Below are 26,520 nucleotides of genomic sequence, written 5' to 3'. Positions count from 1 at the left end.
CATTGACCAAGAAACGAAGGAAATTAGTCGTACTCACTTCTCTCATGGCTCTATTGCTCACGTTATTTCCAATAGAGCCTTTGCAAGAGTTCGTATTAGCAGCGCAAGTAAAAGCACCAACGACCATTAATGGTTTTAATAATAAGTGTGGTTATAATCCTTCAGTAGATGGGGATATACCTACTCATGTAAGACCATGTAGCGATAATGGATTTAAGTTTAATTCCGAATATTACTATCAAACATGGAAGATAAGTGACCATTCACAAGATGTTATTGGTCAACGTCATTTAATTGTATATGGAGATGTCAGTAAAGTAGATGGAAATATTCAAAGTTTTAAAAAAGGCATGCAAGATGCCGATGCAAATGTCTTTCCTAACAAAGGACATTTTAGCAAATCATCTGGTAGTAAAAAAGAATTTGGAGAGTATCGTTTCTTAGGATATGATGTTAGTGGCACACTGTATCCGAATGACCATTTCATTCGAGACAGTAACGATTATACATTGCAACCAGTGGATAAACGGTGGATTTATCAGCCATGGAAAAGCTTGCCTGGAAGCTATAAGTATAAGCCTGGATCACCAGGTGGAGTATACAGAGATAGGGAACATAATGATCCTGAACTAGATAAGATTAAAACGAACATCGATCGTTCCATTGGTTTTCGTTTTGCAGATGCACCAAGAATATCTTATGCCGATCGTGATCGTATTCTATCAAGTGAAAATAAAGATTACACTGACGTTCGTAATTTCATGAACATTGGACAAGAGCCGACCGTATGGGAGCCGGGCATTGGGATGATGTACCACTGGCATCCAACGAAAAAAGCGTTGTTCTATCAATCGTTTCCATTGTTACAGCAAACACCAAACGAAAAGAAACCAACGATAGCTGCTTGTGAAATTGTACCTGTAAGTAAGAAGCCCATTGCACTTGGAAAGTCGCAATTTGTGGAAGTAGAAGTGCAAGTGACTGGTATATTGAAAGATGAAAGCTATATTAATAAGCGAGACAGAGAAACAGAATTTTATACACGTAAAGATATTGATTATTGGAAACTAGATTTAACCAATCCAACTAGTAAGAAAATAGAATCTCGTCTTTCCTCTAAAAAGGCAGATGGGGTAATCATCACAAAAAATAAAGCTAGTCACGTATTTTCGATAAAAGTTGATACGGAAAAGTTGGATCGAACGAATAAGGATGTGTGGACATTAACTTCTAACGCAGCCGTCTCTGTTTACTATGCCAATCATAGTGACATTGATCCATCGTATGCGAGAGAAACTTGTCAGTTAAACTTAAAGTTTCAGCCGAATCCACATAGTAGTATGAAAAGTGATTTTCATGTATTGCCTGAACATCGTTTGGAACAACGTTCAGAACTGACAGCAGATATGTTAGATTATATCGATTACTCCTATGGGGAAGATGCAGACTACTATGAGTTTGTCATTACGAATACACACGATAAAAGCAAAAAAGCAACGAAGACATTTGATCCTGCTATTCCCGAAGTGAAAAAACCAAACAAGGGTTATTTAGATCAAGAAGCAGTAAATCGATTTTTACAACAATTTATGTATGACCAGCTGCCAGCAGAAACGATGCGAGATCAAGCGTTAATACGTACGTTTAGCATTAGTCAAACGATTATAGATAAAGATAAAACAACGAATAATCGTTCTACTGAAACGAAAGAAGTTACGGTTATGCTCATGCCGAATACACCTGCTTGGTCTTGTGACATGTTACCAGACATACCACAGTACATTACACCTAATGTCGATTGGGAGCTGCATTGGTATGATGTTGTACCTTTCCCAACAACAGAAGGTGCGCCTAATATGATTCCAACCGATCAATGCGGCAATGTTACAGCTAACTATAGTGATTTCACCAAACGTGTGACGGTAGATGATGTACCCATAGATGCCAATGCCTTTTTCAAAGGAGAGTACATTTTTGGAGAAGATAAGCTTGGTTTACGTAAAGTATCTGCTTACTTTAATGCACCAGATGGTACAGAATCACACATTACACAATATGTCGTCATTCATGAATCCAAACCAAGAGTATCTTTAAAATTAGAAGGGCTATATAAGCAAAATCGGACAATGCAAGCTTTTGACCGTTCGAAAGAAAGTAATGACCAGTGGGCAGAAGAACGTGATCCTCTAGAAATTACATCGTTTAGTTACGTAAAGCTTGATGATCCAAACCTTAAAATTAGAGAAGGATACGGAGAAAATAATAAGGCTGAAAAAATGTTTATCTATAAAGAGACCGGCAACTATCAAATGAGCATAGCAGCTAAGCGAGTCATTCGATATGGCAACGGTAAAAGTATAACAAGGGTGTCTGATCCATACCTTGTGGATTACGAAATATTACCTGACCATCGACCAGCCATTATTGCTCATACGTATAGTGAACAAACCAGCAGACTAGATGAATTACCGCTATTCTATGATGTACAGAGTACGGATGGCGATTTTATTGACACTAAAAAACTACAAGTCTTTTACGATAGCAAACAGGATGGTAGTTTTACTAAAAAAATGTTTGAATCGGATGGGGATGTAGACAATTTACCTGTCTTTGACCAATTAGGACAATACAAAATAGTCGTTGATGCCAAAGAAGGGACAAAGCAAGAACGTTTAGAAGAATTTATTACAGACAAAGACAACAAAACGCATCATTATGAAGCATTCTTTACGGTAGATAACTATGCACCATTTAGCCATATGTATTTTGACACACCTGTAGAGATGCCCGAAATGGATGTTTACTTCATGTTAGATAAAAACTTAAAACAAGATTCTATCGACTATATACGGGGTAATCGAGTAACGCTGACGAATGATTTCACACGTGCTAATATGATGGCGAACATCGGCATTTGGGATATGAAAACATACACCTATAGCCAAGAAGCTAGCACGTATCGAAATACAGGTTCAAGCTATCCATCCAGCACAACCACCTATACTTCACCCGATGGGTATTCTGGAGTATTGGAACGAACAAGCACAAGCAACTCTCCATACTCAAGAGACGAAGGTAACTATGTAAAAGTGACAGATAGTAAAACAGCAACGGATAGTTGTTCGAGTAGTGTAACGACTTATTACGATAGTAAAGGAAAATATCAAAGCAGTAGTTCATGGAGTAATTGTCCTTCTTCCATGTCTTACAGTAGTGATGGTTACTCAGGTTCACTTAGCCGTACAGGGGAATCGACTTCAGGAAAATGTCCAAACACTGGTTCTCCTAATGGTAGTTGTTCGGCGAGCTGGACGGCATATTATTCTGGAACAGTATACCGCATAAGAGATGAATGGGTTCCAAAAATGGTGCAGTATGATGATTACACTGGTTACTACAAAGGTACAATCTACAAAGATGTACGCCAGCCCTATGATGCTAGTTTTATGAAAGCTGTTAAAAACAAAGTCGTTGTTTATATGACCGACCAAACGATTTCGGAGTTAAATGATTTAAAGATGGTGTTGGACAAGCACGATGCAACACTTCTATTAGTAGGCAAGGATACGATACAAAAACAAATGACACACAATGGTTTTATAGTAAACGAGGGAGCGATAGAAGATGTAATGGCTGAACTCATTGCTCATATCGCCAAAAACAACCCAGCCGTACCGAAAACACTATTATTGGTTGGACAGACAGCGAAAACCTATACAGCATATTTTGATTATGAAGATGATGCATTGCCAACGGAGTTTGACCAGCTGCAAATAGTGCAAGACCCCGATTATTATGACAATAGTACAGGGTTTATGACATTCAATAAGCAGTCGCTTATTGCAGTAAAGGATATACAGAACTGGCATCCATATCAATCGGAAATAGCCCTTACTAAAACAGGAAAATATACGTTCTATCGAAAAGTAAAAGATCAACCATCAACCGATCCGAAACTAGCCAATTTTAATTACGAGTCGAACGAAGCAGCGGTAGAAGTGATGGTACACCGTAGACCGATTGCTGATGTTATTTTGGACTTTGATTACTTGACCGATGCGAATATGTACAAAACAATTTGGATCGATACGAGTTATGATTTAGACCATAACATTACTCGAGCAAAAACGGATCGTGGCATTCAAGATCGTACGCTACGCTTCACGAATAAAGGAACAGGCGAAGTATTTACTAAGATTCCCGATCGCTTGCCGCCTGGTACTTATACGTTGGATTATCGGGTGCAAGATATAGAGGATGAATGGTCTGATCCGGTTAGACGAGAATATATTTTGCCAAATGCGATACCGGTACAGATGAAAAGTAACCTTAAATCATCGTACAGTGGCTTTTCAGTAAATAGCGTACCAGCCAGTGAGCAGCTAACGGCATTTGATATGTGGACAAGGTATCCGTATTCTATATCATTGGCATTAACGATGGGAAGTCATATTAACAAAACAGTTCCTTACTATACAGGCAAGAAAATAAATAACGATATTAACTGGCAAAATGAAGTATTAACGATTCCCAACACAACACCAGATGGCACATACACGTTTACGATTCAAGGCATTGGTTCAGTTGCTGGATCAAAGGCAAGTCAAAATTATACAGTAAAAGTAGTAACGCCGATCAACTTAAAAGGTCAGATTGATGCGAAAGGTGAGCAGGGGGAGAGTGGTACGAAAAAAGTAACATCGCTCGTAGTGAACGATACGTATGAATTTGTAGCATCGACGACCAAGTATCCTGATGCAGCCTATCGAGCAAATGCAACAACAGTTACCTTGTTTAAAGGAACAAGCTATCAAAAAATATTTAACATGACATCGACAACGAAGAGTAGTACAGGTTACGGTGCAAAAGATTGGATCTATACACATAAAATTGGTTCAATGCCAAACGGCAAGTATACAATCGAATGGCAATCGACTACCCCTAATGGTAATACCGAAACGGTGAGACAAATCGTAGAAGTGGTAAACAATCGACCGCCAACCGCAGCATTTACATGGGAGCCACAGCCTGTGTATGAAGGGGACATGGTACAGTTTAAATCGGATGTGAATGACGCAGATAAAGACAAACTGACAGTGAAGTATGAACTGACGAGTCCGACGGGTAGGAAAACAACGTATGACTATACGTTTGATGCCCCATATCCAACTACTGCACCACGAGTAAAAATGACCGAAGTTGGTAAATGGACGATGAAATTAATGGTCAGTGATGAAAAAGCGCCACCAGTAAGTATTAGTAAGCCAATAGCAGTATTACCACTTACAGTTAGTGGGTTCGTACATCATACAGAAAAATGGAATAATCATCGGATACAGTATAATTTGAAAACAAGTGGTCACAAAGATAGTCCTCGTACATACGCTACTTTTTGGGCAGGAGAAAAACTGTTATTGCAAGCGCTAACAACAGATACAACAACAGCCACTGTAGCATCGCGAGTGGAGGTTGAAAGTGAAAGAATACCGAAAAAAGTGACATTACTTCCGGTAAATAAAAATAGTTGGGCGTTCGAGCTATGGGAGGAGTCGTTTGCCAAATGGGCAGATGGAGCGGTGCCGGTAACTTTTACTGCTTATTATAATAATGGAACAATCAAATCGACTACGGTTACTATTTTTATAATGGGTGAAGCTGCTTCGATTGCAGGTGTGCACCGATTGAAATAGTGAAAACAACGTAGCAAAAAGTGAAAGAAGCAGAATCAAGACCAAGAATCTAGATTAGATTCCCTTCTTTCACTTGTGTCAAAAAGCGTGCCAACGCCGCATATGCAGCGCCATGAACTGCAGAGTGATCTTCAAGTTCTGCAAATTGAAGTTTAATGTGTTCTCTATTTAACGGTAACGTTCGTGCAATAATTGCTTCCTGCACCGATGAGGCAAGAAATTTTCTTGCCCGACTCATTCGATTACCTATAATAATCAGATCGGGATTGAAGGTGTTAACAATGTTTGCTATACCAGTTCCGAGAAAGGCGCCAACGTGATCAAATAGAGCTAAAACTTCTTTATGACCAGATTCTGCGGCTTGCAATAATTGGGATAAACTATGCATCCCTAGCGATGCAGCACCATTTAACAAAGCTTGTTCGGAAGCGTAAAGTTCCCAGCAACCATAGTTACCACAACTACATCTGTCACCGTCAAATTTGATCGACATATGACCTAGTTCGCCAGAATAACCATAAGCTCCTTTGTATAATTGATTGTTTAATACGAGCCCTGTACCAATACCGATGCCGACACTAATGTAGATTTGGTTCGTTGTTTTGCGGCCTGCTCCATATATTAATTCGCCGAGTGCTCCAGCGTTCGCTTCGTTGTCTACGATGACGGGAACTTGTAGACGAGTTTCTAGTATTTGTTGTAAATTGACTTGTTTCCATAACAAATGGGGGGCAAGCAGTACAGTACCTAGTTCATCTACTAAACCAGGAACGCCAATGCCTAGACCGACTAATCCATAAGGACTTTCGGGCATTTGCTTACTTAATTGTTGTACACATTCGACCAATAATTCTATAATTTGTTCACTGTCTCGTAATTGATGAGCCAACTCATATTTGTGTAGGATGTTTCCTGTTACATCCGTTAAAATTCCATGTAAATAATTGACGCCCAAATCAATACCGATGGCAAACCCTGCGCGATGGTTGAAGTGTAAAATAACTGGTTTACGACCGCCACTAGATTTACCGGTGCCTGCTTCCAAAACAAGCTGTTGATCCAATAAATCTTGGACAAGATTAGAAACGGTCGCTTTATTCAGCCCGGTTAATACCGAGATTTTAGCTCTTGATATTGGCTCATGTTGTAAAACGGCATCAAGAACGATAGCAGTATTTATTTTTTTTATTAGTGCTTGATCGCCAGTAGATTTTGCCTTCACCGAAAAAACTCCTTTTTGTTACATACAATTTTGTCATTCATTATATCACGAAATCAGATTGTCGTAAGAATGAACTTTGCAAAATAAAAAGCAAATGAACTTAGTTTATCGGATAGACAAACTTGGTGAAAACGTGGTATTCTGTTGTTAAGAGATAACAACTTAAAATGATGGGGAGGCTATTTAATATGAGTTATTTTAAAAATATAGGAAAAATCGGATTTGAAGGTAAAGGTTCTGACAACCCATTTGCGTTTAAACATTATGATCCCAAACAAATGGTGCTTGGTAAAACAATGGAGGAGCATTTGCGTTTTGCAGTGGCTTATTGGCACACGTTTAATGCGAATGGAGCAGATCAATTCGGCGCCGGCACGATGGTGCGTCCTTGGGACAAACTAGATGGATTAGATCGTTCGAAAGCTCGAGTAGAAGCAAATTTTGAATTTATGGAAAAGTTAAATATTCCTTTTTATGCTTTTCACGATGTAGATATTGCGCCTGAAGGAGCTACACTTGCAGAGACGAACAAAAACTTGGATGTCATAGTAGCACTACTAAAAGAACAACAGCAAGCAACAGGCAAAAAATTGTTGTGGAATACAGCTAATATGTTTACGAATCCTCGCTATGTTCATGGTGCTGGTACGACGAACAATGCTGATGTCTACGCTTACGCTGCTGCTCAAATTAAAAAAGGCTTAGAAGTAGGTAAAGAACTAGGTGCCGAAAACTATGTGTTCTGGGGTGGTCGCGAAGGATACGAAACATTAATTAATACGGATATGGGCTTTGAACTAGATAATCTAGCTCGCTTGTATCAAATGGCGCTTGATTATGCAGCAGAAATTGGCTTCGACGCACAGTTTTTAATTGAACCGAAACCAAAAGAGCCGACCAAACATCAGTATGATTTTGATGCGGCAACTACGATTTCGTTTTTGCGCAAATATAATTTGCAAGATAAATTTAAGCTGAATTTGGAAGCGAACCATGCGACACTTGCTGGTCATACATTCGAGCATGAAATTCGGACAGCTGCGATCAACGGTATGCTCGGTTCACTAGATGCGAATCAAGGCGATCTACTATTAGGCTGGGATACGGATGAATTTCCAACAGATCTATATGGTACGACACTGGCAATGTTTGAAGTGCTAAAAGCAGGTGGTATCGGTCGTGGTGGTATTAACTTTGACGCAAAAGTACGCCGTGCTTCTTTCGAAGATGACGATTTGTTCCTAGCTCACATTGCTGGTATGGATAGCTTTGCTTGGGGCTTGAAAGCAGCGGCTAAACTGATCGATGAAAAAATATTTGACAGTGTAATAGAAGAGCGTTATAGCAGTTTTAATACAGGCATTGGTGCAGATATCGTTGCAGGGAAAGCGACATTAGCTTCATTAGAGCAGTATGCATTGCAAAATAATCCAATCGTTAATCGTTCTGGTCGTCAAGAACGTCTACGTTTACTATTAAGTGAAGTTATTTTTAGCGTGTAATTAACGTATCATTTACGTCGGGAGGCGTACTTATGAGTTATGTCATTGGTATAGATTTGGGAACGAGCGCTGTGAAGGCACTATTGGTCAATAAAAGTGGGCAAGTAGTAGCCGAAGCGGCTAGCAATTATCCTCTCTATCATGATCATTCAGGGTGGAGTGAACAAGATCCGGAAGATTGGGTACGAGGTACGATTGCTGCTATTGATGAAGTAGTTACGTCTGCCAAAGTTGCGAGCAACGAAGTAGCAGGAATAAGCTTTTCGGGACAAATGCATGGGCTTGTGTTATTAGATAAAGAAGGTGTGCCACTTCGCCGAGCAATTTTGTGGAATGATACACGGACAACTGCGCAATGTCGTTATATTGAGCAAGTACTTGGTGAGAAGCTAATACAAATTGCTCGTAATCAAGCGTTAGAAGGTTTCACATTGCCAAAAATATTGTGGGTACGTGAACATGAACCGGACGTATTTGCACAAGCAAATGTATTTCTACTACCAAAAGATTATGTGCGTTATCGGCTTACGGGGCAGTTGCATATGGACTATTCCGATGCAGCGGGAACATTATTGCTCGATGTAGCAGATAAACGATGGAGTGAAACGTTATTACAGTCATTCCAATTACCGTTATCGCTCTGTCCGCCGTTAGTGGAATCACACGATCATGTAGGGGAGCTACTGCCGGCAATTGCGGAGCAGGTCCAATTGGATCCGACTACGAATGTTTTTGCGGGTGGTGCAGATAATGCATGTGGTGCTATTGGTGCGGGTATTCTACACGAAGGACTGACGTTAAGCAGTATCGGTACATCTGGCGTTATTCTTGCTTATGAAGCAGATAAAACAAGTGACTTTGCTGGAAAAGTTCATTTCTTTAATCATGGTATGCAGGATGCTTACTATGCGATGGGAGTTACGCTAGCTGCTGGTTATAGTTTAAGCTGGTTCAAAGAAGTATTCGCCCCTCACGAAACGTTTGATCAGTTGTTAGGTGGGATCGATACAATTTCTCCAGGCAGTAACGGTTTATTGTTTACACCATATTTGGTTGGAGAACGAACACCTTATGCCGACGCTAATATTCGTGCTAGTTTTATCGGGATGGATGGTAGCCATCGTCGCAGTCATTTTGTACGAGCTGTTATGGAAGGAATTACCTATTCCTTGCATGAATCCATTGACTTATTACGCAATGCTGGCAAGCAGATTGATAAAGTGGTGTCTATTGGCGGTGGCGGGCAAAATAAAATATGGCTACAGATGCAAGCGGATATTTTTAACACGCCTGTTGTAGCCTTGGAAAATGAGCAAGGACCAGGCTTAGGAGCAGCGATGTTAGCGGCAGTCGGAGCTGGTTGGTTCAGCACTTTACAAGATTGTGCACAACAATTTGTAAAGTATGGTGCTACTTATGCTCCCGAAGAACAAGCAACTCAGACTTATGCTGAACTATTCGCTATTTACCAACAGGTTTATACACAAACGAAGCAAATAAATGAGCAGCTTGTACCTTTTAGAGCTTAAATGTGGTAGCTAGAGACTGGAATTGGTTATAACATAGTCTAATCAACAATATGGATACGATATTTAGATGATACGAAACTGTGTACAGAAGAGAAGCACTCTTGTTTACCTATTAGGTATGAGAGTAATGCTTGCATCTGTGCGCAGTTTTTTTGTTTTTAACAGCATGTTGCTTTGTGATAACTAACATGTGTATAGAGAGAACCAGTTGTTGTGCTACACTTTTAACTCGAAAATGAGTATACTAAAAATAAGTCGAAGGGAATGAAAGTAGATGGATTCGACAGAAAATAAGGAACGATTATATCAACAGCATGATAGTTCTTATCGTTTTTTATTATCGAATAAAAAGATATTTATTGAATTGCTACGCAGCTTTATTGCACGAGATTGGGTAAATAATATAGAGGAAGATCATGTGGAGGAAATTTCACATACGTTTGTATTACAGGACTTTAAACGAAAAGAAGCAGATCTTATCTATCGTGTGCAAGTAAACGAGCAAGATGTTATATTTTATTTATTATTAGAAATGCAATCGACCGTTGATTTCCGGATGGCTTATCGATTACTACTGTATCAAGTGGAAGTATGGCGTTACTTGTTGCAAAACGATGAGCAAATAGCTGCTAATCGAAAAACATTTCGATTGCCACCTATTATCCCGATTGTTTTATATAATGGAAAGCAGAAGTGGCATGCGCAGCGGCAGGTTCGTCAACTGTTAGTTAACGAGCAATTATTTACCTCGGAGTTATTAAATTTTGAATATATACTGATTGATGTTGCACGTTATAGTGAAGAAGATCTGCTAATGATGTCTAACACGATTGCATCTGTTTTTTTATTAGATCAAGCAGAAGAGAAAGAACAATTAACTAATAGATTAAGGAAATTGGTACGTATTATAAGTAAGCTTCCTGAAGATAATCAGCAAAAGTTATTGACTTGGATAGCGAACATTATTGGTCGCAAACTACCAGATGATGCTTTCAAAATAGTACAGTTTATACATAGTGCGAAAGGAGATGTGTCGATAATGGGACTGGAAAAAGTAATAAGTGATATTAAATTAGAAGGGAAACAAGAAGGTAAATTGGAAGGTAAGTTAGAAGGAAAATTAGAAGGTACACAAGAAACGAAGGAAATAATAGCGACACGAATGGTTCGATTAGGACTAGATGATCATGTAATAGCTGCCGCTACGGGACTATCTATGGAGGAAATAAAACGATTACAACAATTAAGCTAATATAGGAACTGTGATGTATTAAATACTTCGATATTATAGTAGCTTGTTCTATAGAGGCACGGCTTTGAGGGTACTGATTACTAACAAATAGTTGTTAATAGTCGGTGAACTAAGGTTGTGTCTTTTTTGTGTTCTGTTTTAGAAAATTGCCAAGAAATGAACAGGAAAGATACGCAGAAAAAAAGAAAAAACAATTAAAAGTAATTAATAACATGTAAAGATAGTGTGAAAGCAACGAAAAACATTGACCTTCTGAAGAAAGATGACTAATCTAATAACAAGTCAATTATTTTAACTGAACAAGTAAAAAGAATGGCGTAAAAGTATAACGTAAAGGAGGAATATAATGGGTGTTATTATCCGTTTAAAAGAACGACTTACGCCTGTCACTATGGTAGCAATTGTTACAGCGATTAGTTTATTAGGCGATTCTATGTTATATATTGTTTTACCTGTCTATTGGCGTCAAATTGGACTTGATTCGTTATGGCAAGTAGGAATTTTATTATCGATTAATCGTTTTGTACGTTTACCACTTAATCCTATTTTGGGTTGGTTATATCACAAAATGTCTCTGCGAACGGGATTGTTGGTAGCAATAGTATTGGGTACATTAACGACAATTGGCTATGGGGTTTTTAAAGGTTTTATTATTTGGTTAATATTACGTATAATATGGGGAATTGCATGGTCGTTACTGCGGATTGGCGGTTATTTTGCTGTTATTAATTATTCCGATGATACGAATCGTGGATATGTGATGGGAAAATTCAATGGTGTTTCTCGGTTAGGAAGTTTAGTAGGTATGCTTGCAGGTGGTATTTTGGTGCCGATCATTGGTTTGCCAACTGTTGCTATCGTATTTGGTTGTATATGTGCCATTGGTATACCGATCATTATGTTGTTTGTATCTAAACAAACGACGAATGAAACTTCAGTAAGTCCTTCCTTTAAGCAAGTTTCTGTTTATTTAAAATCAGCTCCTGTTCTCAAAATTATTATTGGAGGTCTATTAATTTCGCTACTATATGCGACGATGAGTGCTACGTTAAGTTTAGTTATTGAAACCCATTATGCGTCTGATATATCGGTTTTCGGTATTATATTGGGCAGTACTGCATTAGCTGGTGCGATTCAAGCTGCTCGTTGGTTATGGGAGCCATTCCTCGCAGTTTGGATTGGTCGCATGTCGGATGGTCCGAAAGGGAGAACGCCGTTATTGTTTGCATCGTTGATGATTGCCGCTATTTGTTTTGCGTTAATTCCATGGTCACTTCCAATCTATATATGGATACTAATTGTACTGTTTGCTTTAGTAACGGGAACGGCAGTAACAACGTTAATGGACGCCGTCGCTTCAGATATTGGCAAGTCCTCGATGGTCATCGCTATTATGACTGCTTATTCCGTCGCTACCGATTTGGGTGCAGCACTTGGACCTATGATTAGTTTTTGGGTTTTGGAAGCTACGGGTGGCATAGTCCCCGTCTATAGCATTTCTGCCATATTATTTGTAGTAACAGCGTTATGGCTGCGTACATTAAAAGAAATGCGCCCTACATTTCAAAAAACAACTAGTGAGTCAGTAGAATCGGTTTAATTCATATCATCCATATAGTCAGTGTGAAAAAATGGATTAGACCGCTGTAGTCAAGTATATACTATACTTATTAAACAGGTTTTCAGCGATGAAGGTCTGTTCTTTTTTGACTAGTTGCTCATAATTTAATACAATGAATGATAGTCATTCACGATTTTAATAATTAGTAATTAGTTTATTACTATATCAATGATGACTAAAAACGAAGAGAGAGGATCTTTATGAGTCGAAAAAAACAGTTGAAAATGCAGAAAGTGGAACCGGAACATTTGCAGCAATATAGTGAACTATTACGTTATGTTTTTCAGGTGACACATCAATCTTTGTATCGAATAGGCTGGGATGAAGAAGAAATGGTGCAAGCTATTTCCCCAGTACTAGAGCATGCAGATGTATGGGGCTGGTTTGATCGAGACAAGCTTGTATCACAAGTTGCTGTTTACCCATTTCAAGTGAATATATTCGGAAAAACTTATGATATGGGCGGGATTACTAGTGTTGGTACTTTTCCGGAGTATTCTAACCAAGGGCTGATGAACAAACTGTTATATAAAGCATTGGAAAATATGCGTCTTAAAAATCAATCGATATCGTACTTATATCCGTATTCTATCCCGTATTATCGTCGTAAAGGATGGGAGGTTATATCGGATCGTATTGTGTACGAAGTACAAGATTATCAATTGCCTAAATTAAAGCAAGTAACCGGCGATGTTGAACGAGTAGCTCCACAAAGTGAAGAAGTACGCCAAGCGTATGAACGGTTTTCACTAAAAACACATGGTGCGATGATTCGTAATAAATTAGCGTGGAATGAGTACTGGTTTTGGGATTCGGATGATTTAACAGCAGCCATTTATTACAATGAAAATCGTGAACCAGATGGTTACGTCTTGTACTGGATTGCCGATGAAATATTTCATATTAAAGATATGATTTTTATGAATGAAGAAGCGAGAAGTGGGTTGTGGAACTTTATAAGTGCCCATTTTTCTATGATTACCAAAGTAGTTGGGCGTACACATACAGATGAACCACTTGCATTTTTGTTGGAAGATGCGGATATAAAAGAAACTATTTCTCCATATTACATGGCTCGTATCGTTGATATTGAACAATTTGTTGCACAATATCCTTTCAAAGCAGATACATTCGAACGAACGTGGGTATTTACATTGGATGATCCGTTGCTTGCATGGAATCAAGGTGTGTTTAAGCTACACATTGCAGCAGACGGAAAAGGTTCCATTGAACGAACAACGGAACGAAGTAATTCCAGAATAGATATCCAAACGATGACAACGATGTTGCTCGGCTACAAACGACCAGACTATTTGCATAAAATAGGTCGCTTAACCTGTTCTGATGAGATTGTTGATCTATTAGAAGATGCAATCGAGCAACAAACATCGTATTTTTCTGATTATTTTTAAAATTACGCAATCGGCGTTCCATTTGGTAAAAGTTGATCTGGTTGTAGCAATACAACATCATCTGCTGATGGCACGCCACCTAGTACAAGTACTTCTGATTTATAACCGGCAATTTTTCTTGATGGAAAATTAATAATTGCAATGACTTGTTTTCCAATAAGTTGTTCAGCAGCATAGCGTTTCGTAATTTGGGCAGAGGATTGTTTTACACCGAGCTCGCCAAAATCAATTGTCATTTTAATTGCTGGTTTACGTGCTTCTGGAAAAGGCTGTGCAGTGAGCACCGTTCCTACTCGAATATCAAGTGCTGCAAAGTCTTCTATAGTTGCCATTAGGTATTGGACTCCTTTGTCTTTATAATAATAGTATTATTATAGCAGAATTAAATTACTAGTTAATAATCACACCCGATTTTGCTCTATAATGAGTAAAAGGGGTGTTTTTTATGTGTGCTGAACGTATTAATATAATTGATTTGAATTGTGATATAGGGGAAGATTACGGCGCTTACCGATTACTAACGGAGCAAGAAGAACGAATGTTAATGCAGCACGTTAGTTCAGTGAACATTGCTTGTGGTTTTCATGCCGGTGATCCAAAAACGATGCGTCGCACTGTGCGCTTAGCATTGGAGCATGACGTAGCAATCGGTGCGCATCCGGGATTAGCTGATTTGCATGGGTTTGGTAGACGAGAATTACAAGTTTCAGCGGAAGATGTGTACGAATTAGTTCTTTATCAGTTAGGGGCGCTAATGGCTGTTGCTAAAGCTGAAGGTGGCATTGTTCGCCATGTGAAACCCCATGGTGCGCTATACAATATGGCAGCTCGCAATGAGCATTTAGCTGAAGCGATAGTAAAAGCAGTTTATAAAGTAGACGACCAACTTATTTTATATGGACTCGCTGATAGTCAATTAATACGAGCAGCAAAGCAAAGGGGATTAGCTTATGCCAGTGAAGTATTTGCTGATCGCCGCTATGAACAGGATGGGAGTCTCACGCCCCGCACACATCATGCTGCCAGCATAACAGATGTCAACGAAGCAACTGCGCAAGTTTTACAAATAATAACGACTGGCAAAGTAACAACTAGAACTGGTCAATTTCTGCCGCTTCAAGCAAATACGATTTGTATTCACGGAGATAATGGCGCTGCGGTACAGTTTGCTCGACTGCTTTCACAGCAATTAAAGGAAGCTGGTTGGGTCATAAGGGGAAAGGGAGTTAGGTTATAACAATTTTCAGGCGATAAGGAATTGTAATCCGCTGGATAAAATTTGCTGGGGAACAAGTCATCCTACAAGTCTAGATTTTCTTTATTAGCGTATCCCCATCGCTCAGTGGGTGGGTATTTTGCACGGAGCGAATGGGATACTTACTGCCGACATAGCCTTTTACGATAAATTAGAATACAGAAAGTCGTATTATGTTATAATTATGAAAGTGGTATACGCTTACAAAAAAAGTGATGTGTATAAAGTGATGTATATATTATTAGAGGTGGGATGTATTTATGACGCAACCTAATATTTTATTATTGATGACGGACCAGCAACGATGGGATACGCTAGGGAGCTATGGCAATTCAGTGGTGGAGACGGCAAATTTGGATTGGTTAGCTTCCGAAGGAACGGTGTTTACTCATGCTTATACGCCAAGTCCATCTTGTATACCAGCTAGAGCGAGTTTATTGACAGGGATGAATCCGTGGAATACAGGTGTGCTGGGAATGGGACGGGGACAGGGACAGATGGGCACTGGTTTTCGTCATACGCTCCCAGGAGAGCTGGCAACTGCGGGCTATCATACGCAAGGTGTTGGCAAAATGCATTTTTATCCGCAACGGTCGCTCAATGGATTTCATCATACGCAATTAGATGAATCGGGTAGAGTGCATGATCCTGGGTTTAAATCTGATTATCGTATGTGGTTTGAACGTAATAGGACAGGGGAATATGATTTTGTTGATCATGGTATTGGTTGGAATTCTTGGATGGCAAGACCGTATCATGCTCCTGAATTTTTACACCCGACGAATTGGACCGTTAATGAATCAATCGCCTTTTTGAAGAAGCGAGATCCATCTAAACCTTTTTTTCTGAAAACATCGTTTGCTAGACCACATTCCCCTTATGATGCATTACCGTTTTATTTTGATTTGTATGCTAATAAAGAGATGCCGACACCGATGATTGGCGATTGGGCGAGTATGCATGATTGTCCGGAAGAAGCGGCGAGGCCTGATGCTTGGCGGGGAGTACGCAGTGAGGAAGAAATTAAACGAGCGCGAGCCGGGTATTATGGACTTATTCATCATATCGATCATCAGATTGGTCGCTTGCTTCAATTTATGACGGATCAAAAATTGTTAGATAACACGATTATTGTATTTACATCGGATCATGGCGATATGCTGGGCGATCATAATCTGTGGCGAAAAACATATGCTTACGAAGGCTCGGCACATATTCCGTTTATTGTTCGATTACCATCTTCTTTTGGGAAAATGGCGAAGCAAGTGGATACTCCAGTAGTATTACAAGATATTATGCCAACGTTGTTGGAGGCGGTAGGTGCTTCGATTCCGGATACGGTAGATGGGCTAAGTTTGTTACCTTTAATGCGAGGGGAAACTAATTTTCAACGGGATTATGTGCATGGAGAACATAGTACTTGTTACTCGGAAGAACAAGAGATGCAGTATGTAACAGATGGGAAGATGAAATATATTTGGTTTCCACGACTCGGGACAGAGCAACTATTTGATTTGACGAAAGATCCGTGCGAGTGTCAAAATGTAGCTAGTGATCCTAATTATAAGGAACAACTACTAGATTGGCGCAATAAATTAGTGTTAGAATTAGCACCTCGTCAATTAGGGCTGACAGACGGAGATTCGTTAGTTTGCCAAGCGGGCAAACCGCCGATTGTGTCACCACACTATGCAGAGCGGATAAATCAGACGAGATGAAAAGTTATACGATAGAGCCGCTAGGTGATAGTGCGCTACTGATTCGTTTTGGTAAGCAAATTGCAATAGAGGCGCATAGACAAGTGATGGAAGCTAAACAGTTACTAGAACAACGACCATTTCACGGCTTAGTTGAAGTAGTAATTAGTTATGCGGCAATTGCGGTACATTATGAGCCTATAGCTGTGCTGCAACAACAGTTACCAGTAGGCAAGCAGCGAGATAGCACTGTGTTCACTATCGTTGCTCAAATTGTTGAGGAAATATTAGCGGAGCAGAGAGTGTCGTTGGGGGAAGAGCAGTGTAGTAGCCCGGTGATCGAAGTTCCAGTTTGCTATGGAGGATCGTTTGGTCCTGATCTGGCTGAATTGGCAGCTGCTTGTCAGCTTTCTGTGCAGGAAGTGATTGCGATTCATAGTGAGCCATTATATCTTATCTATATGTTAGGTTTTGCACCAGGTTTTCCTTACTTAGGTGGAATGGATGAACGAATTACGTACAAACGGAGAGATCAGCCGCGTACGTTGGTAGCAGCAGGGAGTGTTGGAATTGCCGGTTTACAAACCGGCATATATCCTACTGCGATGCCAGGAGGATGGAACATTATTGGCAGAACACCACTTACGTTATTTGATGCTGACCATGATCCACCCGCAGTTTTGCAAGCAGGTAAGCGGATAAAATTTGTTCCCATTTCCGAAGCAGAGTACGACAAATGGGTGTAGCAGCAATAGCAACAAGGAGTCAACGGTGATCGGAGGCAAACAGGTAGGATGGCTTTAGTAGTGATACGAGCGGGTACATTGGCAACGATCCAAGATGGTGGTAGGTTTGGTTATCAACAAGTGGGAGTAGGACCGAGTGGGGCGATGGATCTCCATGCGTTGCAAACGGCGAATATGTTAGTTGGCAATGAGTCATGTGTACCAGCAATTGAAATAATGTATGGTGAAACCAGTTTCCTAGTAGAGCGCCCGATGTTAATTGCTATTTGTGGGTTCGGTATGAAAGTAGAAGTGACGAAAGCTCAATCGTCAGTTGTACAAGAGCAGCGAACGCTACTTCCGCTATGGCGACCTGTCGCAGTCAGTATCGGGATGCAGTTATATTTTTCACCTGAAAAAAAAGGGCTAGCGATGTATATGGCGATATGGGGTGGTGTGCAAGCAGCGGTGGAATTAGGAAGTAGCAGTACGGCGTTGCGAAGTGGGCTAGGAGGTCTTCCGCCAGGCGGTGGTAAATCGTTAGCAGCAGGAGATCGCATTACCCATCATCATCCGTCGGAACAAGCTGTGAAAATATATAAGTCTTTTCAACCTATGCTGTCACCAACATGGTTCGCTAATGCTGCTCCATATTATCCACAAACGAATACAGCTATCCGAATAATAGTAGGTGCACAGTTTGCAGAGCTGACAGAACAAAGTAAACACCGGTTGCTTCATACGACATTTCGTGTGAGTAGTCAGTCTGATCGAATGGGGTATCGATTGCAGGGAGAGCTGCTTAAATTAGCTAATGCCGAAGAATTAATTTCCGAACCAGTAGCAACAGGAACGATGCAGCTTCCACCAAGTGGAGAACCTATTATATTGCTGGCAGATCGACAAACGACAGGTGGTTATCCACGGATTGCTCATGTTTGTACGATAGACTTGCCAAAGCTGGCGCAACTGAAACCAGGAGATAAGGTTACGTTTCAATTGGTTAGTTTGCAAGAAGCAGAAGCATTACTTTTACAGCAGGCTCAGTCGTTTGCACTATTAAAAACAGCAATCACGTTGAAGCTACGATAGTGCGTAGTTTTAACGTGATTGTTTGTTTATTATTGTACTATTTAAAAAACAAAAAATGTGTCGGTAATTTTCGAAGCTGCCCATCGGCAGGATTATTAATTAATTTACCGTTGAACACGAGAGTAGTGGAACCGCCACCGTCTAAATTATAGCTATCTACTACACCGAATTTTTTCAATGATGATTGTACTTCTGCGAGTGTAGCACCAGCACCATTACCGCCTTTATTGTAGCCATCGGTAACGAGTAGAAGTAATTGATCGTCTTTGTAATTTGCTATAACAGTACGTGGAGCACGGGCAGGAGTAGTTTTCCACTTTTCTGGAATGGTTTGTGCTACACCTTTTTTCATTAAGACAGGTACGAAAGTAGCTCCGAATTTCGGCTTCAATTTATCTAGTTGTTGTTGATTAGAAAATTTGCCGCCGATTAGTTTATTATTTTTGCTCATGCCAACAAAAGCTAGATCCGCGTAAGTTGCTGCAAATCCGCCATTACTGTACTCGCCATCGACGATAGTTGTGCCAATTGGATATCGTTTCCCTTTACTATCGGCGTACCCTCCGGCATTAATGCCTACAGCCGCCTTATGTTGTTTGACCGCAGCTAGTGTTGTATTTGCTTTACCTAACTCATCGCCGCCAAGCACCATCTTCATTGCATCGTCTGTTTTTAACTTGATCTTGACTAGGTAGCTTCTATATTGTTCTTGATGATTATAAAAGAGCTGCGCCCGCATGTTTTTTCCTTCAATAGTAGAGACTGGCTTTCCTAATTTACTCGTAATTTTCTTGTCATAGATTTGGAGCGGGCGATTAGCTTGCTCTCTTGTTGTTTTGGCTATTTGCTTCATAGTAGCATTGGTTTCGTTGTAGAGCTTTAACTGTTTGTGGATCGATTGTTGTGTATGGACAGCAGTAGCTTCTGCTAGATTGAGTTGTTTGATCAGTCGTTCATGTTCTCTCGAAAATGTGATTGCTTCCGGTTTGTTTGCCTCCGATTGTAGCTCCGCTGAAGTTAATTGGATGGAGGCGCTGCTTAGTAATAACCAGATGAGCATCCCAAGAAAAGGGGTACAAACAAATAGCATGAAGCGGTTAATATAGTTAACTTTTAGCATTATTTCAGTACGTCCAAATTCTTTTTAAGTTCGTTCAATTGCTTCTTCACTTCGTTCAATTCAGAATATAGTTTGTTGCTATTATCTGTCTTCGAGTCCGCATTGTCTTTTGTAAAAGTAAGCAGCTCGTTGAGCGCTTCGACTTTGCTGGATAGTTCATCCATACGCTTCTCATATTGTTCATCCAGTTTTACCAAATTAGCTTGATACAGATCAGCCAGTGCAGTTACTTCGGCTTTTGTTTGTTGTTCAATGGCAATGGTCATTTGCTCTTTTGTAGTATCAATGTACCATTTCGCTAACCAGATGCCACTGCCAATTAAAATAAGCCATAGGATGAGAAAGACAACTAGTAATCGTTTGTTACGTTTTGTCCGTCTTGGAGAAGGCGTTTGATTGGTAATGTAATGTAGATCCGTTTGTAATTCACTCATCTTGTATCACCTCAAATTCAAGTTGCGTCTGTGTGGGAGTCGAAGAGGATGCGAAGATGAACGAAAGATATTAGGATGCGCCAAAAAAAGTCTGTCCACTGTACTAAACGCAATTGCGCCAAAAAGGTTGCGGATGAATAACGAACATTGTAGCTGAATTGTGAAATAATCGACTTCTACTCAGCTGCATTTATCGCTTAATATAACAGTTTTGGTTTCTATCGTTTGTCATGTATAATAGGGGTGGAATAGCATTATTGCTATCATTAGTATTAGAAGATGGAGGGGATAGCTATGGAGCTGTCGCATCATAATCAGGCTGAAGCGATGTTTGCAGGCGGTTGCTTTTGGTGTATGGTATCACCATTCGAAGAACAACCGGGTATTATAGCAGTAGTATCAGGATATGCAGGCGGTCATACTGTCAATCCGACGTATGAAGAAGTTTGTTCAGAAGCAACAGGTCATGCGGAAGTCATTCATATTACGTATGATCCTACTATTTTTCCTTATGAAAAGCTACTAGACGTATTTTGGAAACAAATAGATCCAACTGATGCAGGTGGACAATTTTTTGATCGTGGAGCCTCTTATCGTACAGCGATTTACTATTATACAGAAGAGCAACGTCAATTAGCGGAAGCATCCAAGCAGAAGTTAGCTGCTAGCGGCAAGTTTGATCGTCCGATCGTAACCGAAATTACAGCGGCTCCTACCTTCTATCCAGCAGAAGATTATCATCAACAATATTATAAAAAAAATCCGATGCGATATAAAATGTATCGACAAGGTTCAGGTAGAGATGCTTTTATTAACGAACATTGGCGTGCGGAGAAAAAAGATGTGGAGCAATTGCGTGCCGAGTTAACGGACATTCAATTTCACGTGACACAAAATAATGGTACGGAACGACCTTTCACTGGAGAATACTGGGATCACGAGGAAGAGGGTATCTATGTCGATATCGTTTCTGGTGAACCATTGTTTAGTTCACATGATAAATATGATGCTGGCTGCGGCTGGCCTAGTTTTACGAAACCGTTGCATCAGTCTTCTATAACAGAACATCAGGATACGACACATTTTATGGTGCGGACAGAAGTTCGTAGTGTCGATGCTGACTCCCATCTTGGTCATCTGTTTGAAGATGGTCCAGTTGATCGTGGAGGACTTCGCTATTGTATTAATAGTGCTGCGCTGCGATTTATTTCGAAGGATCGGTTGGAAGAAGAAGGTTACGGACAGTATGTAGCGTTATTTAGATAGCATACAAGCAAGGCCTGTAAACAGGAGAGGGGACAATACAAACAATGAAACAAGTAGATGATGTACTAGAGAGGCAGCTAACTGTCGGGGAAGCGATCCGTACTAGAAGATCCATAGGAAGAGTAAAGCAAGAGGAAGTGCCTCGTGAATATATCGAAAATATGATCGAAGCAGCTACATGGGCACCATGCCACTTTAATACACAACCGTGGCGCTTTATTGCGATGACCGGAGATGGGCGGAAATTGCTAGGCGATGGATATGGTAAAGTAATGATGGCTGAAAATCCGCAATTGTTAGGTGAAGAACTAGCAGAACGATTGCAAAAAGAAGAGCAAAAAGCGATGCGTGCTCCAGTCGTTATTGCAGCGATTTGTTCTCCCTCCGATGATCCAAGAGCGCTGATTGAAGAAGAGCTAGCTGCAACTCACGCTGCTGTACAAAATATGTTGTTACAAGCTCATGAGCTTGGTTTAGCAACGATTTGGCGTTCTGGTGATGCGACGTACCACGAAGCGATGCGTTCGCATTTTCAGTTAACGGATCGTGAAAGTATCGTTGGTTTTATATATGTAGGGTATTCTGATTTGCCAGAGAAAGTATCGACTCGTAAACCTGTGGAAGCTGTTATGAGTTGGGCAGACGAAAGTAAGTAAAGGATGCGCAGTTGAGAAACTATCCACAAGTTATTGTAATTGTAATAGCTCTTTTATGCCGTATCCCATTGGCTCAGTGACTATTCCATTGCGCTACTGAGTGAATGGGATACGTATTTAATTAATCTGTACTTTACTTCAGGTGACAAATATTATATTATTGCTTCATCATAAGATTTTAATGAAAGACATACTTATACGAGGTGTTTTATGAGTGTAGTAGGTTCGAAATAGGCACAATTTAACAAGGAATGATGCTATGACCTAGGGTAGGATGTACGTTTTTTACAACCCTATGTTATGGATTATTCGAGTTACCTATGAAGATACCTACGTTACATGATAAAGCATAAGCCGGTGAATAAAGGGAATCACAGCGACTGAGGATTGTTACAGCTGCTTGTGGTAGCCTTGATTTGTTGGATGTTGGAGTATGCTGAATACATGTCAACAAAGTTGTGGGTCTCCTGCAGCTTTTTTTTGTGCTTATTTGAGTATAGATATTGAAATCTTATGATGTAGGGATCTTCATCATGATAATAATAGATCGTGAGGAGAATGAAGCGATGAACACAAATACAACAGACAAATTACAATATAATGAACTGAAGGAAATGGTGAAGACATATTGCGTGAGTAATCTTGGAAAACAGTTGATCGATAAACTCGAACCAAGCTCGAATATCAAAGTCATTAGACTCCGGTTGAATGAAACGACAGAGGCTAGAGCGGTTTTGGATACAGAAAGTCGTGTACCGTTGCTAGGGATCTCGAATATTGAGTATATGCTGGAGAAGCTACAAAAAGGCATGGTATTGGACCCTTCGGAACTGATCGCCGTTGCCGATTTCCTGCGCGGTTGTCGGAAGATTAAGAAGTTCATGATGGAAAAGGAATTCTATGCGCCCAAACTGAGCTCTTATGCATATTCGATGGTAGAGTTTCTCGAGATCGAAGATCGCATCCAATTTGCAATTAAGGGGAATCGCGTAGATTCGGGTGCGTGCAAAGAGCTAAAGCGGATTCGCAAACATATCGAGATCACCGAAGCTAGGATTGAGGAGCAGTTACAGAAATTCCTAAAGAATCGTGCGAATAAGGAGTACATTCAAGAATTCTTTGTCAGTAAGAAGAATGACCGTTTCACGATTCCGATCAAAGCGGCGTATAAGAATCAGGTAGCGGGATCGATTATCGAAGTGTCTTCCAAAGGATCGACAGTGTTTATTGAACCCTCGACGGTGGCGAAGCACAATGCGGATTTATCGGGATTGAGGGCAGAAGAAGTGATGATGGAACTTCAAATATTAGCGGAACTGTCGAACCTTATTTTTGAACAGATGCATCCAATAACAATAAATATTGATCTGATTAGTCAGTATGATATGGTTTTTGCCAAAGCGAAATATAGCAAAAGCATCAGCGGGATCGAACCGAGAATTAATGATCATGGATATATCAAGTTAATCCATTGCAGACATCCGCTGCTTCCTGGCAACGTTGTTCCATTGCATTTCGAAATCGGGGATGCCTATCGTAGTCTGATCATTACTGGACCGAATGCCGGTGGGAAGACCGTTGTCTTGAAAACCATTGGACTGATCACGCTTGCGACAATGTCAGGTTTCCACGTTTCGGCGGACCCTGCTACAGAAATCGCTGTATTCAAGAAAATTTTTGTGGATATCGGCGATAATCAGAGTATGGAGAACGCGTTGAGTACCTTTTCATCGCATATGAAGAATATATCTGAGATTATGCACCAAGCGAACCGGAACACACTGTTGCTATTCGATGAGATTGGCAGCGGCACGGAACCGAATGAAGGGGCAGCCCTTGCAATCGCAATCTTAGAGGAGTTTTACCATATGGGGTGTATTACGGTAGCGTCTACTCATTATGGTGAGATCAAGCAGTTCTCAGAATTGCATGTTGACTTCATGAATGCAGCGATGGAATTCAATAGCGAAACGCTAGAGCCGCAATATAAGCTGATTATTGGACAATCCGGTGAGAGTAATGCGCTCTGGATTTCGAAGAAAATGAACTTAAAAGAGCAAGTTCTGGAGCGAGCGAAGAGCTATATGGAGCAAAAGGACTATCGTATGGACCGTCTTCACGAGAGTAAAGTAACCAAGCCACAAGTTACAGAAGAAGTTGCGGAAAATCTGATCGAGTATTTTATGGGGGATAAAGTAAGATTGCTGGAGCACAACGATCCGGCCATCGTCTATAAGGGGAGAGATACACGTCACAACTTGACCGTGCTCTATCAAGGGGAGCTGGTGGAAGTACATGCGAAGCGAGTCAGGTTAGAACTCCGAGCAAGTGAGTTGTATCCAGAGGGGTATGATTTGAATTAATATATCTATAAATAAGGAGCAGTAGATAAGCCTAAGTGCCTGTCAACTGCTCTTTATTTATTTTCAAGTTTAAGCCTGTTCTATTCGATTTGCCGTAGGCCGCAGGAAGTTTATAAAGAAAGGCGATTAGAGTAATTTGCTTACTGTTACGTTGTTGTCAATCAGTGTCCAGTTTTGTGGGCATGCAAGCCCAAGTACCCAATAACTCAACCCTCGTAACTGGTGTGCTTTGGCGATATTCAGTTTTGCTTGGATGCTGCGTGCATCTTCGAACCAGACAATATGTTGTTTTTGTTGCTCATCCGTGTAGTAGTAGTAGGGGGATTGAGCTGTTTCATCATATTGAATGGGAACGTTGTTTGTTGCTGCTCGTTTGATCGCTTCTTGTGAGCTAATTGGCTGAGCCCAATTGCCACCTTGTACGTAAGGTAAACTCCAATCGTATCCGTATAATGGCATGCCGAGCATAATTTTGTTGGCTGGAATAACGGATAGCGCATAGTTTAATACTTTAACTATTTCGTTCAGTGGAGCTACGGCTCGAGGTGGTCCACCAGACCAGCCCCATTCATAGGTCATCAATGTGACGAAATCTACGATCTGACCATGTGCTTCATAGTCATGTGCTTCGTAGAGAATCCCGGTCTGCTGCGATGATGTTTTTGGTGCGAGTGATGTAGCAACTAGTAGTTCATGTTGATGCAGTCTGTCTGTTAATGTGCGTAAAAACTGGTTATAAGCTAATCGATCTTCTGGCAATACATATTCAAAATCGACATTAAGCGCCGTATAGCCTTTCAACAGCATCGTAGAAGTGATTTGCTCCAGTAATCGCTGCTGGACTATATTATCGTGAAAAATAGTATGTGTAATTTGAGAATCGAAAGTACCGTTGTGCAGGTTAGTAATGACCATCATCGGCATGAGACTGTGTTCGTATGAGCTATCGATGAGCAAACCATCTTCTGGCGCTAACAAAGTACCATCAGCCTTGACAAGATAACTGAACGGACTTAAATAAGTAAGAGAAGGGCTTGCTTCGCGAACGAGTGCTGCACCAACTTCGCTGAATGCTTCACAATAGGCGTTAATTTCTAGAGGTTGTTTGTCTATTGCTGGAATATGTAACGGTACTCCAACTTCAATAAGTGCAGGATTATGCAATTGGTTCATTTGTTGAACAGCTGATATAGTAACGCCGTACTGTTGTGCAATATCTGCTAATGTTTCTCCCGCATTCGTTCGATGTTCGGTCACTGTAGCTGTGAGCGGAATAATGATTGCTTGCCCAATGACGAGTGAACTAGCAGATGTGAGACCATTGGCAATGGCTATATGTTCGAGATCTAGTTGGTATTGCTGAGACAATGTGGACATGGTATCGCCTTGATTAATTGTATGGATGAGCAACAGGATCAAACCTCCCAAAAAACGTTCTACTACAATTCAAGTCTATTAGTAGAGTTGGCAGAAAATGATTAAATATTGCTGATTTCATTTGAATTGTACGAAATATTATAGTTAATTATACGCTCTTAACCTAAAAATGGAAATGGATTCATTGTAAAATCACTTATTTTTTATTTTTAACGTACAAGTGCCATTGAAATTATAGAAAATTGTGAAAGTAATCCGCAAAAGGCGAACTTTAATAATTTTTAATAGTTTAATGTTCGTATTTTTG

At 40.3% G+C, this 26,520-nt stretch carries 17 protein-coding genes and 1 pseudogene; 13 read left to right on the top strand and 5 right to left on the bottom strand.

Features of this window, described 5'->3' with window-relative positions:
* Positions 1–2: 2 nt before the first annotated feature.
* Positions 3–5,690 (top strand): Athe_2463 domain-containing protein, encoded by a 5,688-nt coding sequence (locus ACFSTH_RS13460; RefSeq protein WP_377769380.1) that lies wholly within the window; start codon positions 3–5, stop codon positions 5,688–5,690.
* A gap of 49 nt (positions 5,691–5,739) precedes the next feature.
* Here the strand turns inward: ACFSTH_RS13460 and ACFSTH_RS13455 are convergent, their stop codons facing one another.
* Entirely contained in the window at positions 5,740–6,912 is a 1,173-nt protein-coding gene (locus ACFSTH_RS13455; protein ID WP_377769379.1) for an ROK family protein, read from the bottom strand.
* 188 nt (positions 6,913–7,100) lie between these two features.
* Between ACFSTH_RS13455 and xylA the strand changes: the two genes are divergently transcribed.
* The 5 genes from xylA (at position 7,101) to ACFSTH_RS13430 (ending at position 14,228) form a co-directional block, all read left to right on the top strand.
* Positions 7,101–8,414 (top strand): xylose isomerase, encoded by a 1,314-nt coding sequence (gene xylA, locus ACFSTH_RS13450; protein ID WP_377769378.1) that lies wholly within the window; start codon positions 7,101–7,103, stop codon positions 8,412–8,414.
* A 32-nt stretch (positions 8,415–8,446) separates the two neighbouring features.
* Complete coding sequence (gene xylB, locus ACFSTH_RS13445) at positions 8,447–9,943, top strand: xylulokinase (protein ID WP_377769377.1); 1,497 nt, start codon at positions 8,447–8,449, stop codon at positions 9,941–9,943.
* A gap of 274 nt (positions 9,944–10,217) precedes the next feature.
* Positions 10,218–11,195: an Rpn family recombination-promoting nuclease/putative transposase gene (locus ACFSTH_RS13440; RefSeq protein WP_377769375.1), complete on the top strand. Its 978-nt coding sequence runs from the start codon at positions 10,218–10,220 to the stop codon at positions 11,193–11,195.
* Between the two features lie 346 nt (positions 11,196–11,541).
* On the top strand, positions 11,542–12,795 hold the full coding sequence (locus tag ACFSTH_RS13435; RefSeq protein WP_377769373.1) for an MFS transporter: 1,254 nt from the start codon (positions 11,542–11,544) through the stop codon (positions 12,793–12,795).
* 221 nt (positions 12,796–13,016) lie between these two features.
* Positions 13,017–14,228: a GNAT family N-acetyltransferase gene (locus tag ACFSTH_RS13430; RefSeq protein WP_377769371.1), complete on the top strand. Its 1,212-nt coding sequence runs from the start codon at positions 13,017–13,019 to the stop codon at positions 14,226–14,228.
* Positions 14,229–14,230: 2 nt separating this feature from the next.
* On the opposite strand, the gene csaA is transcribed toward ACFSTH_RS13430, so the two are convergent.
* Positions 14,231–14,560 (bottom strand): chaperone CsaA, encoded by a 330-nt coding sequence (gene csaA / locus ACFSTH_RS13425; RefSeq protein ID WP_377769370.1) that lies wholly within the window; start codon positions 14,558–14,560, stop codon positions 14,231–14,233.
* Positions 14,561–14,688: 128 nt separating this feature from the next.
* On the opposite strand from csaA, the gene ACFSTH_RS13420 reads away from it, so the two are divergent.
* From ACFSTH_RS13420 to ACFSTH_RS13405, 4 genes are all read left to right on the top strand, one after another.
* Positions 14,689–15,465, top strand: a complete 777-nt coding sequence (locus ACFSTH_RS13420; RefSeq protein WP_377769390.1) for a LamB/YcsF family protein — start codon at positions 14,689–14,691, stop codon at positions 15,463–15,465.
* Between the two features lie 278 nt (positions 15,466–15,743).
* The gene (locus ACFSTH_RS13415; protein ID WP_377769369.1) at positions 15,744–17,201 is read left to right on the top strand and encodes an arylsulfatase; all 1,458 of its coding nucleotides are present in this window, start codon (positions 15,744–15,746) and stop codon (positions 17,199–17,201) included.
* Entirely contained in the window at positions 17,135–17,926 is a 792-nt protein-coding gene (pxpB, locus tag ACFSTH_RS13410; protein WP_377793712.1) for a 5-oxoprolinase subunit PxpB, read from the top strand. The genes ACFSTH_RS13415 and pxpB overlap by 67 nt, the downstream gene beginning before the upstream one ends.
* A gap of 48 nt (positions 17,927–17,974) precedes the next feature.
* Positions 17,975–18,997 (top strand): 5-oxoprolinase subunit C family protein, encoded by a 1,023-nt coding sequence (locus ACFSTH_RS13405; protein WP_377769367.1) that lies wholly within the window; start codon positions 17,975–17,977, stop codon positions 18,995–18,997.
* A 37-nt stretch (positions 18,998–19,034) separates the two neighbouring features.
* On the opposite strand, the gene ACFSTH_RS13400 is transcribed toward ACFSTH_RS13405, so the two are convergent.
* Both ACFSTH_RS13400 and ACFSTH_RS13395 read right to left on the bottom strand, forming a co-directional pair.
* A complete protein-coding gene (locus tag ACFSTH_RS13400) occupies positions 19,035–20,117 on the bottom strand; it encodes a phosphodiester glycosidase family protein (protein WP_377769366.1) in 1,083 nt (360 codons plus the stop codon).
* Positions 20,117–20,551 (bottom strand): hypothetical protein, encoded by a 435-nt coding sequence (locus ACFSTH_RS13395; protein WP_377769365.1) that lies wholly within the window; start codon positions 20,549–20,551, stop codon positions 20,117–20,119. The genes ACFSTH_RS13400 and ACFSTH_RS13395 overlap by 1 nt, the downstream gene beginning before the upstream one ends.
* 294 nt (positions 20,552–20,845) lie before the next feature.
* Here ACFSTH_RS13395 and msrA point away from each other — a divergent pair, with 294 nt between their 5' ends.
* The 3 genes and pseudogenes from msrA to ACFSTH_RS13380 form a co-directional block, all read left to right on the top strand.
* Entirely contained in the window at positions 20,846–21,817 is a 972-nt protein-coding gene (gene msrA / locus ACFSTH_RS13390) for a peptide-methionine (S)-S-oxide reductase MsrA (RefSeq protein WP_377769364.1), read from the top strand.
* A 44-nt stretch (positions 21,818–21,861) separates the two neighbouring features.
* Complete coding sequence (locus ACFSTH_RS13385) at positions 21,862–22,473, top strand: nitroreductase family protein (RefSeq protein ID WP_377769362.1); 612 nt, start codon at positions 21,862–21,864, stop codon at positions 22,471–22,473.
* 566 nt (positions 22,474–23,039) lie between these two features.
* Positions 23,040–24,833, top strand: a pseudogene (locus ACFSTH_RS13380) (endonuclease MutS2); the annotation flags it as partial.
* A gap of 129 nt (positions 24,834–24,962) precedes the next feature.
* Here the strand turns inward: ACFSTH_RS13380 and ACFSTH_RS13375 are convergent.
* Positions 24,963–26,246: a glycosyl hydrolase family 18 protein gene (locus ACFSTH_RS13375; protein ID WP_377769360.1), complete on the bottom strand. Its 1,284-nt coding sequence runs from the start codon at positions 26,244–26,246 to the stop codon at positions 24,963–24,965.
* Between the last annotated feature and the right edge of the window lie 274 nt (positions 26,247–26,520).

This window comes from Paenibacillus yanchengensis (assembly GCF_042684845.1).
Lineage (GTDB): Bacteria > Bacillota > Bacilli > Paenibacillales > Paenibacillaceae > Pristimantibacillus > Pristimantibacillus yanchengensis.
The sequence above is the reverse complement of the archived record's forward strand: the minus strand, read 5'-3'. Positions and strand labels throughout refer to the sequence as shown.

Bases quoted from the DNA above. Each gene is read 5' to 3' on its own strand.
- xylA (WP_377769378.1), top strand. From the start codon at position 7,101: ATGAGTTATTTTAAAAATATAGGAAAAATCGGATTTGAAGGTAAAGGT.
- xylB (WP_377769377.1), top strand. From the start codon at position 8,447: ATGAGTTATGTCATTGGTATAGATTTGGGAACGAGCGCTGTGAAGGCA.
- ACFSTH_RS13440 (WP_377769375.1), top strand. From the start codon at position 10,218: ATGGATTCGACAGAAAATAAGGAACGATTATATCAACAGCATGATAGT.
- ACFSTH_RS13435 (WP_377769373.1), top strand. From the start codon at position 11,542: ATGGGTGTTATTATCCGTTTAAAAGAACGACTTACGCCTGTCACTATG.
- ACFSTH_RS13430 (WP_377769371.1), top strand. From the start codon at position 13,017: ATGAGTCGAAAAAAACAGTTGAAAATGCAGAAAGTGGAACCGGAACAT.
- csaA (WP_377769370.1), bottom strand. From the start codon at position 14,560: ATGGCAACTATAGAAGACTTTGCAGCACTTGATATTCGAGTAGGAACG.
- ACFSTH_RS13415 (WP_377769369.1), top strand. From the start codon at position 15,744: ATGACGCAACCTAATATTTTATTATTGATGACGGACCAGCAACGATGG.
- ACFSTH_RS13405 (WP_377769367.1), top strand. From the start codon at position 17,975: ATGGCTTTAGTAGTGATACGAGCGGGTACATTGGCAACGATCCAAGAT.
- ACFSTH_RS13400 (WP_377769366.1), bottom strand. From the start codon at position 20,117: ATGCTAAAAGTTAACTATATTAACCGCTTCATGCTATTTGTTTGTACC.
- ACFSTH_RS13395 (WP_377769365.1), bottom strand. From the start codon at position 20,551: ATGAGTGAATTACAAACGGATCTACATTACATTACCAATCAAACGCCT.
- msrA (WP_377769364.1), top strand. From the start codon at position 20,846: ATGGAGCTGTCGCATCATAATCAGGCTGAAGCGATGTTTGCAGGCGGT.
- ACFSTH_RS13385 (WP_377769362.1), top strand. From the start codon at position 21,862: ATGAAACAAGTAGATGATGTACTAGAGAGGCAGCTAACTGTCGGGGAA.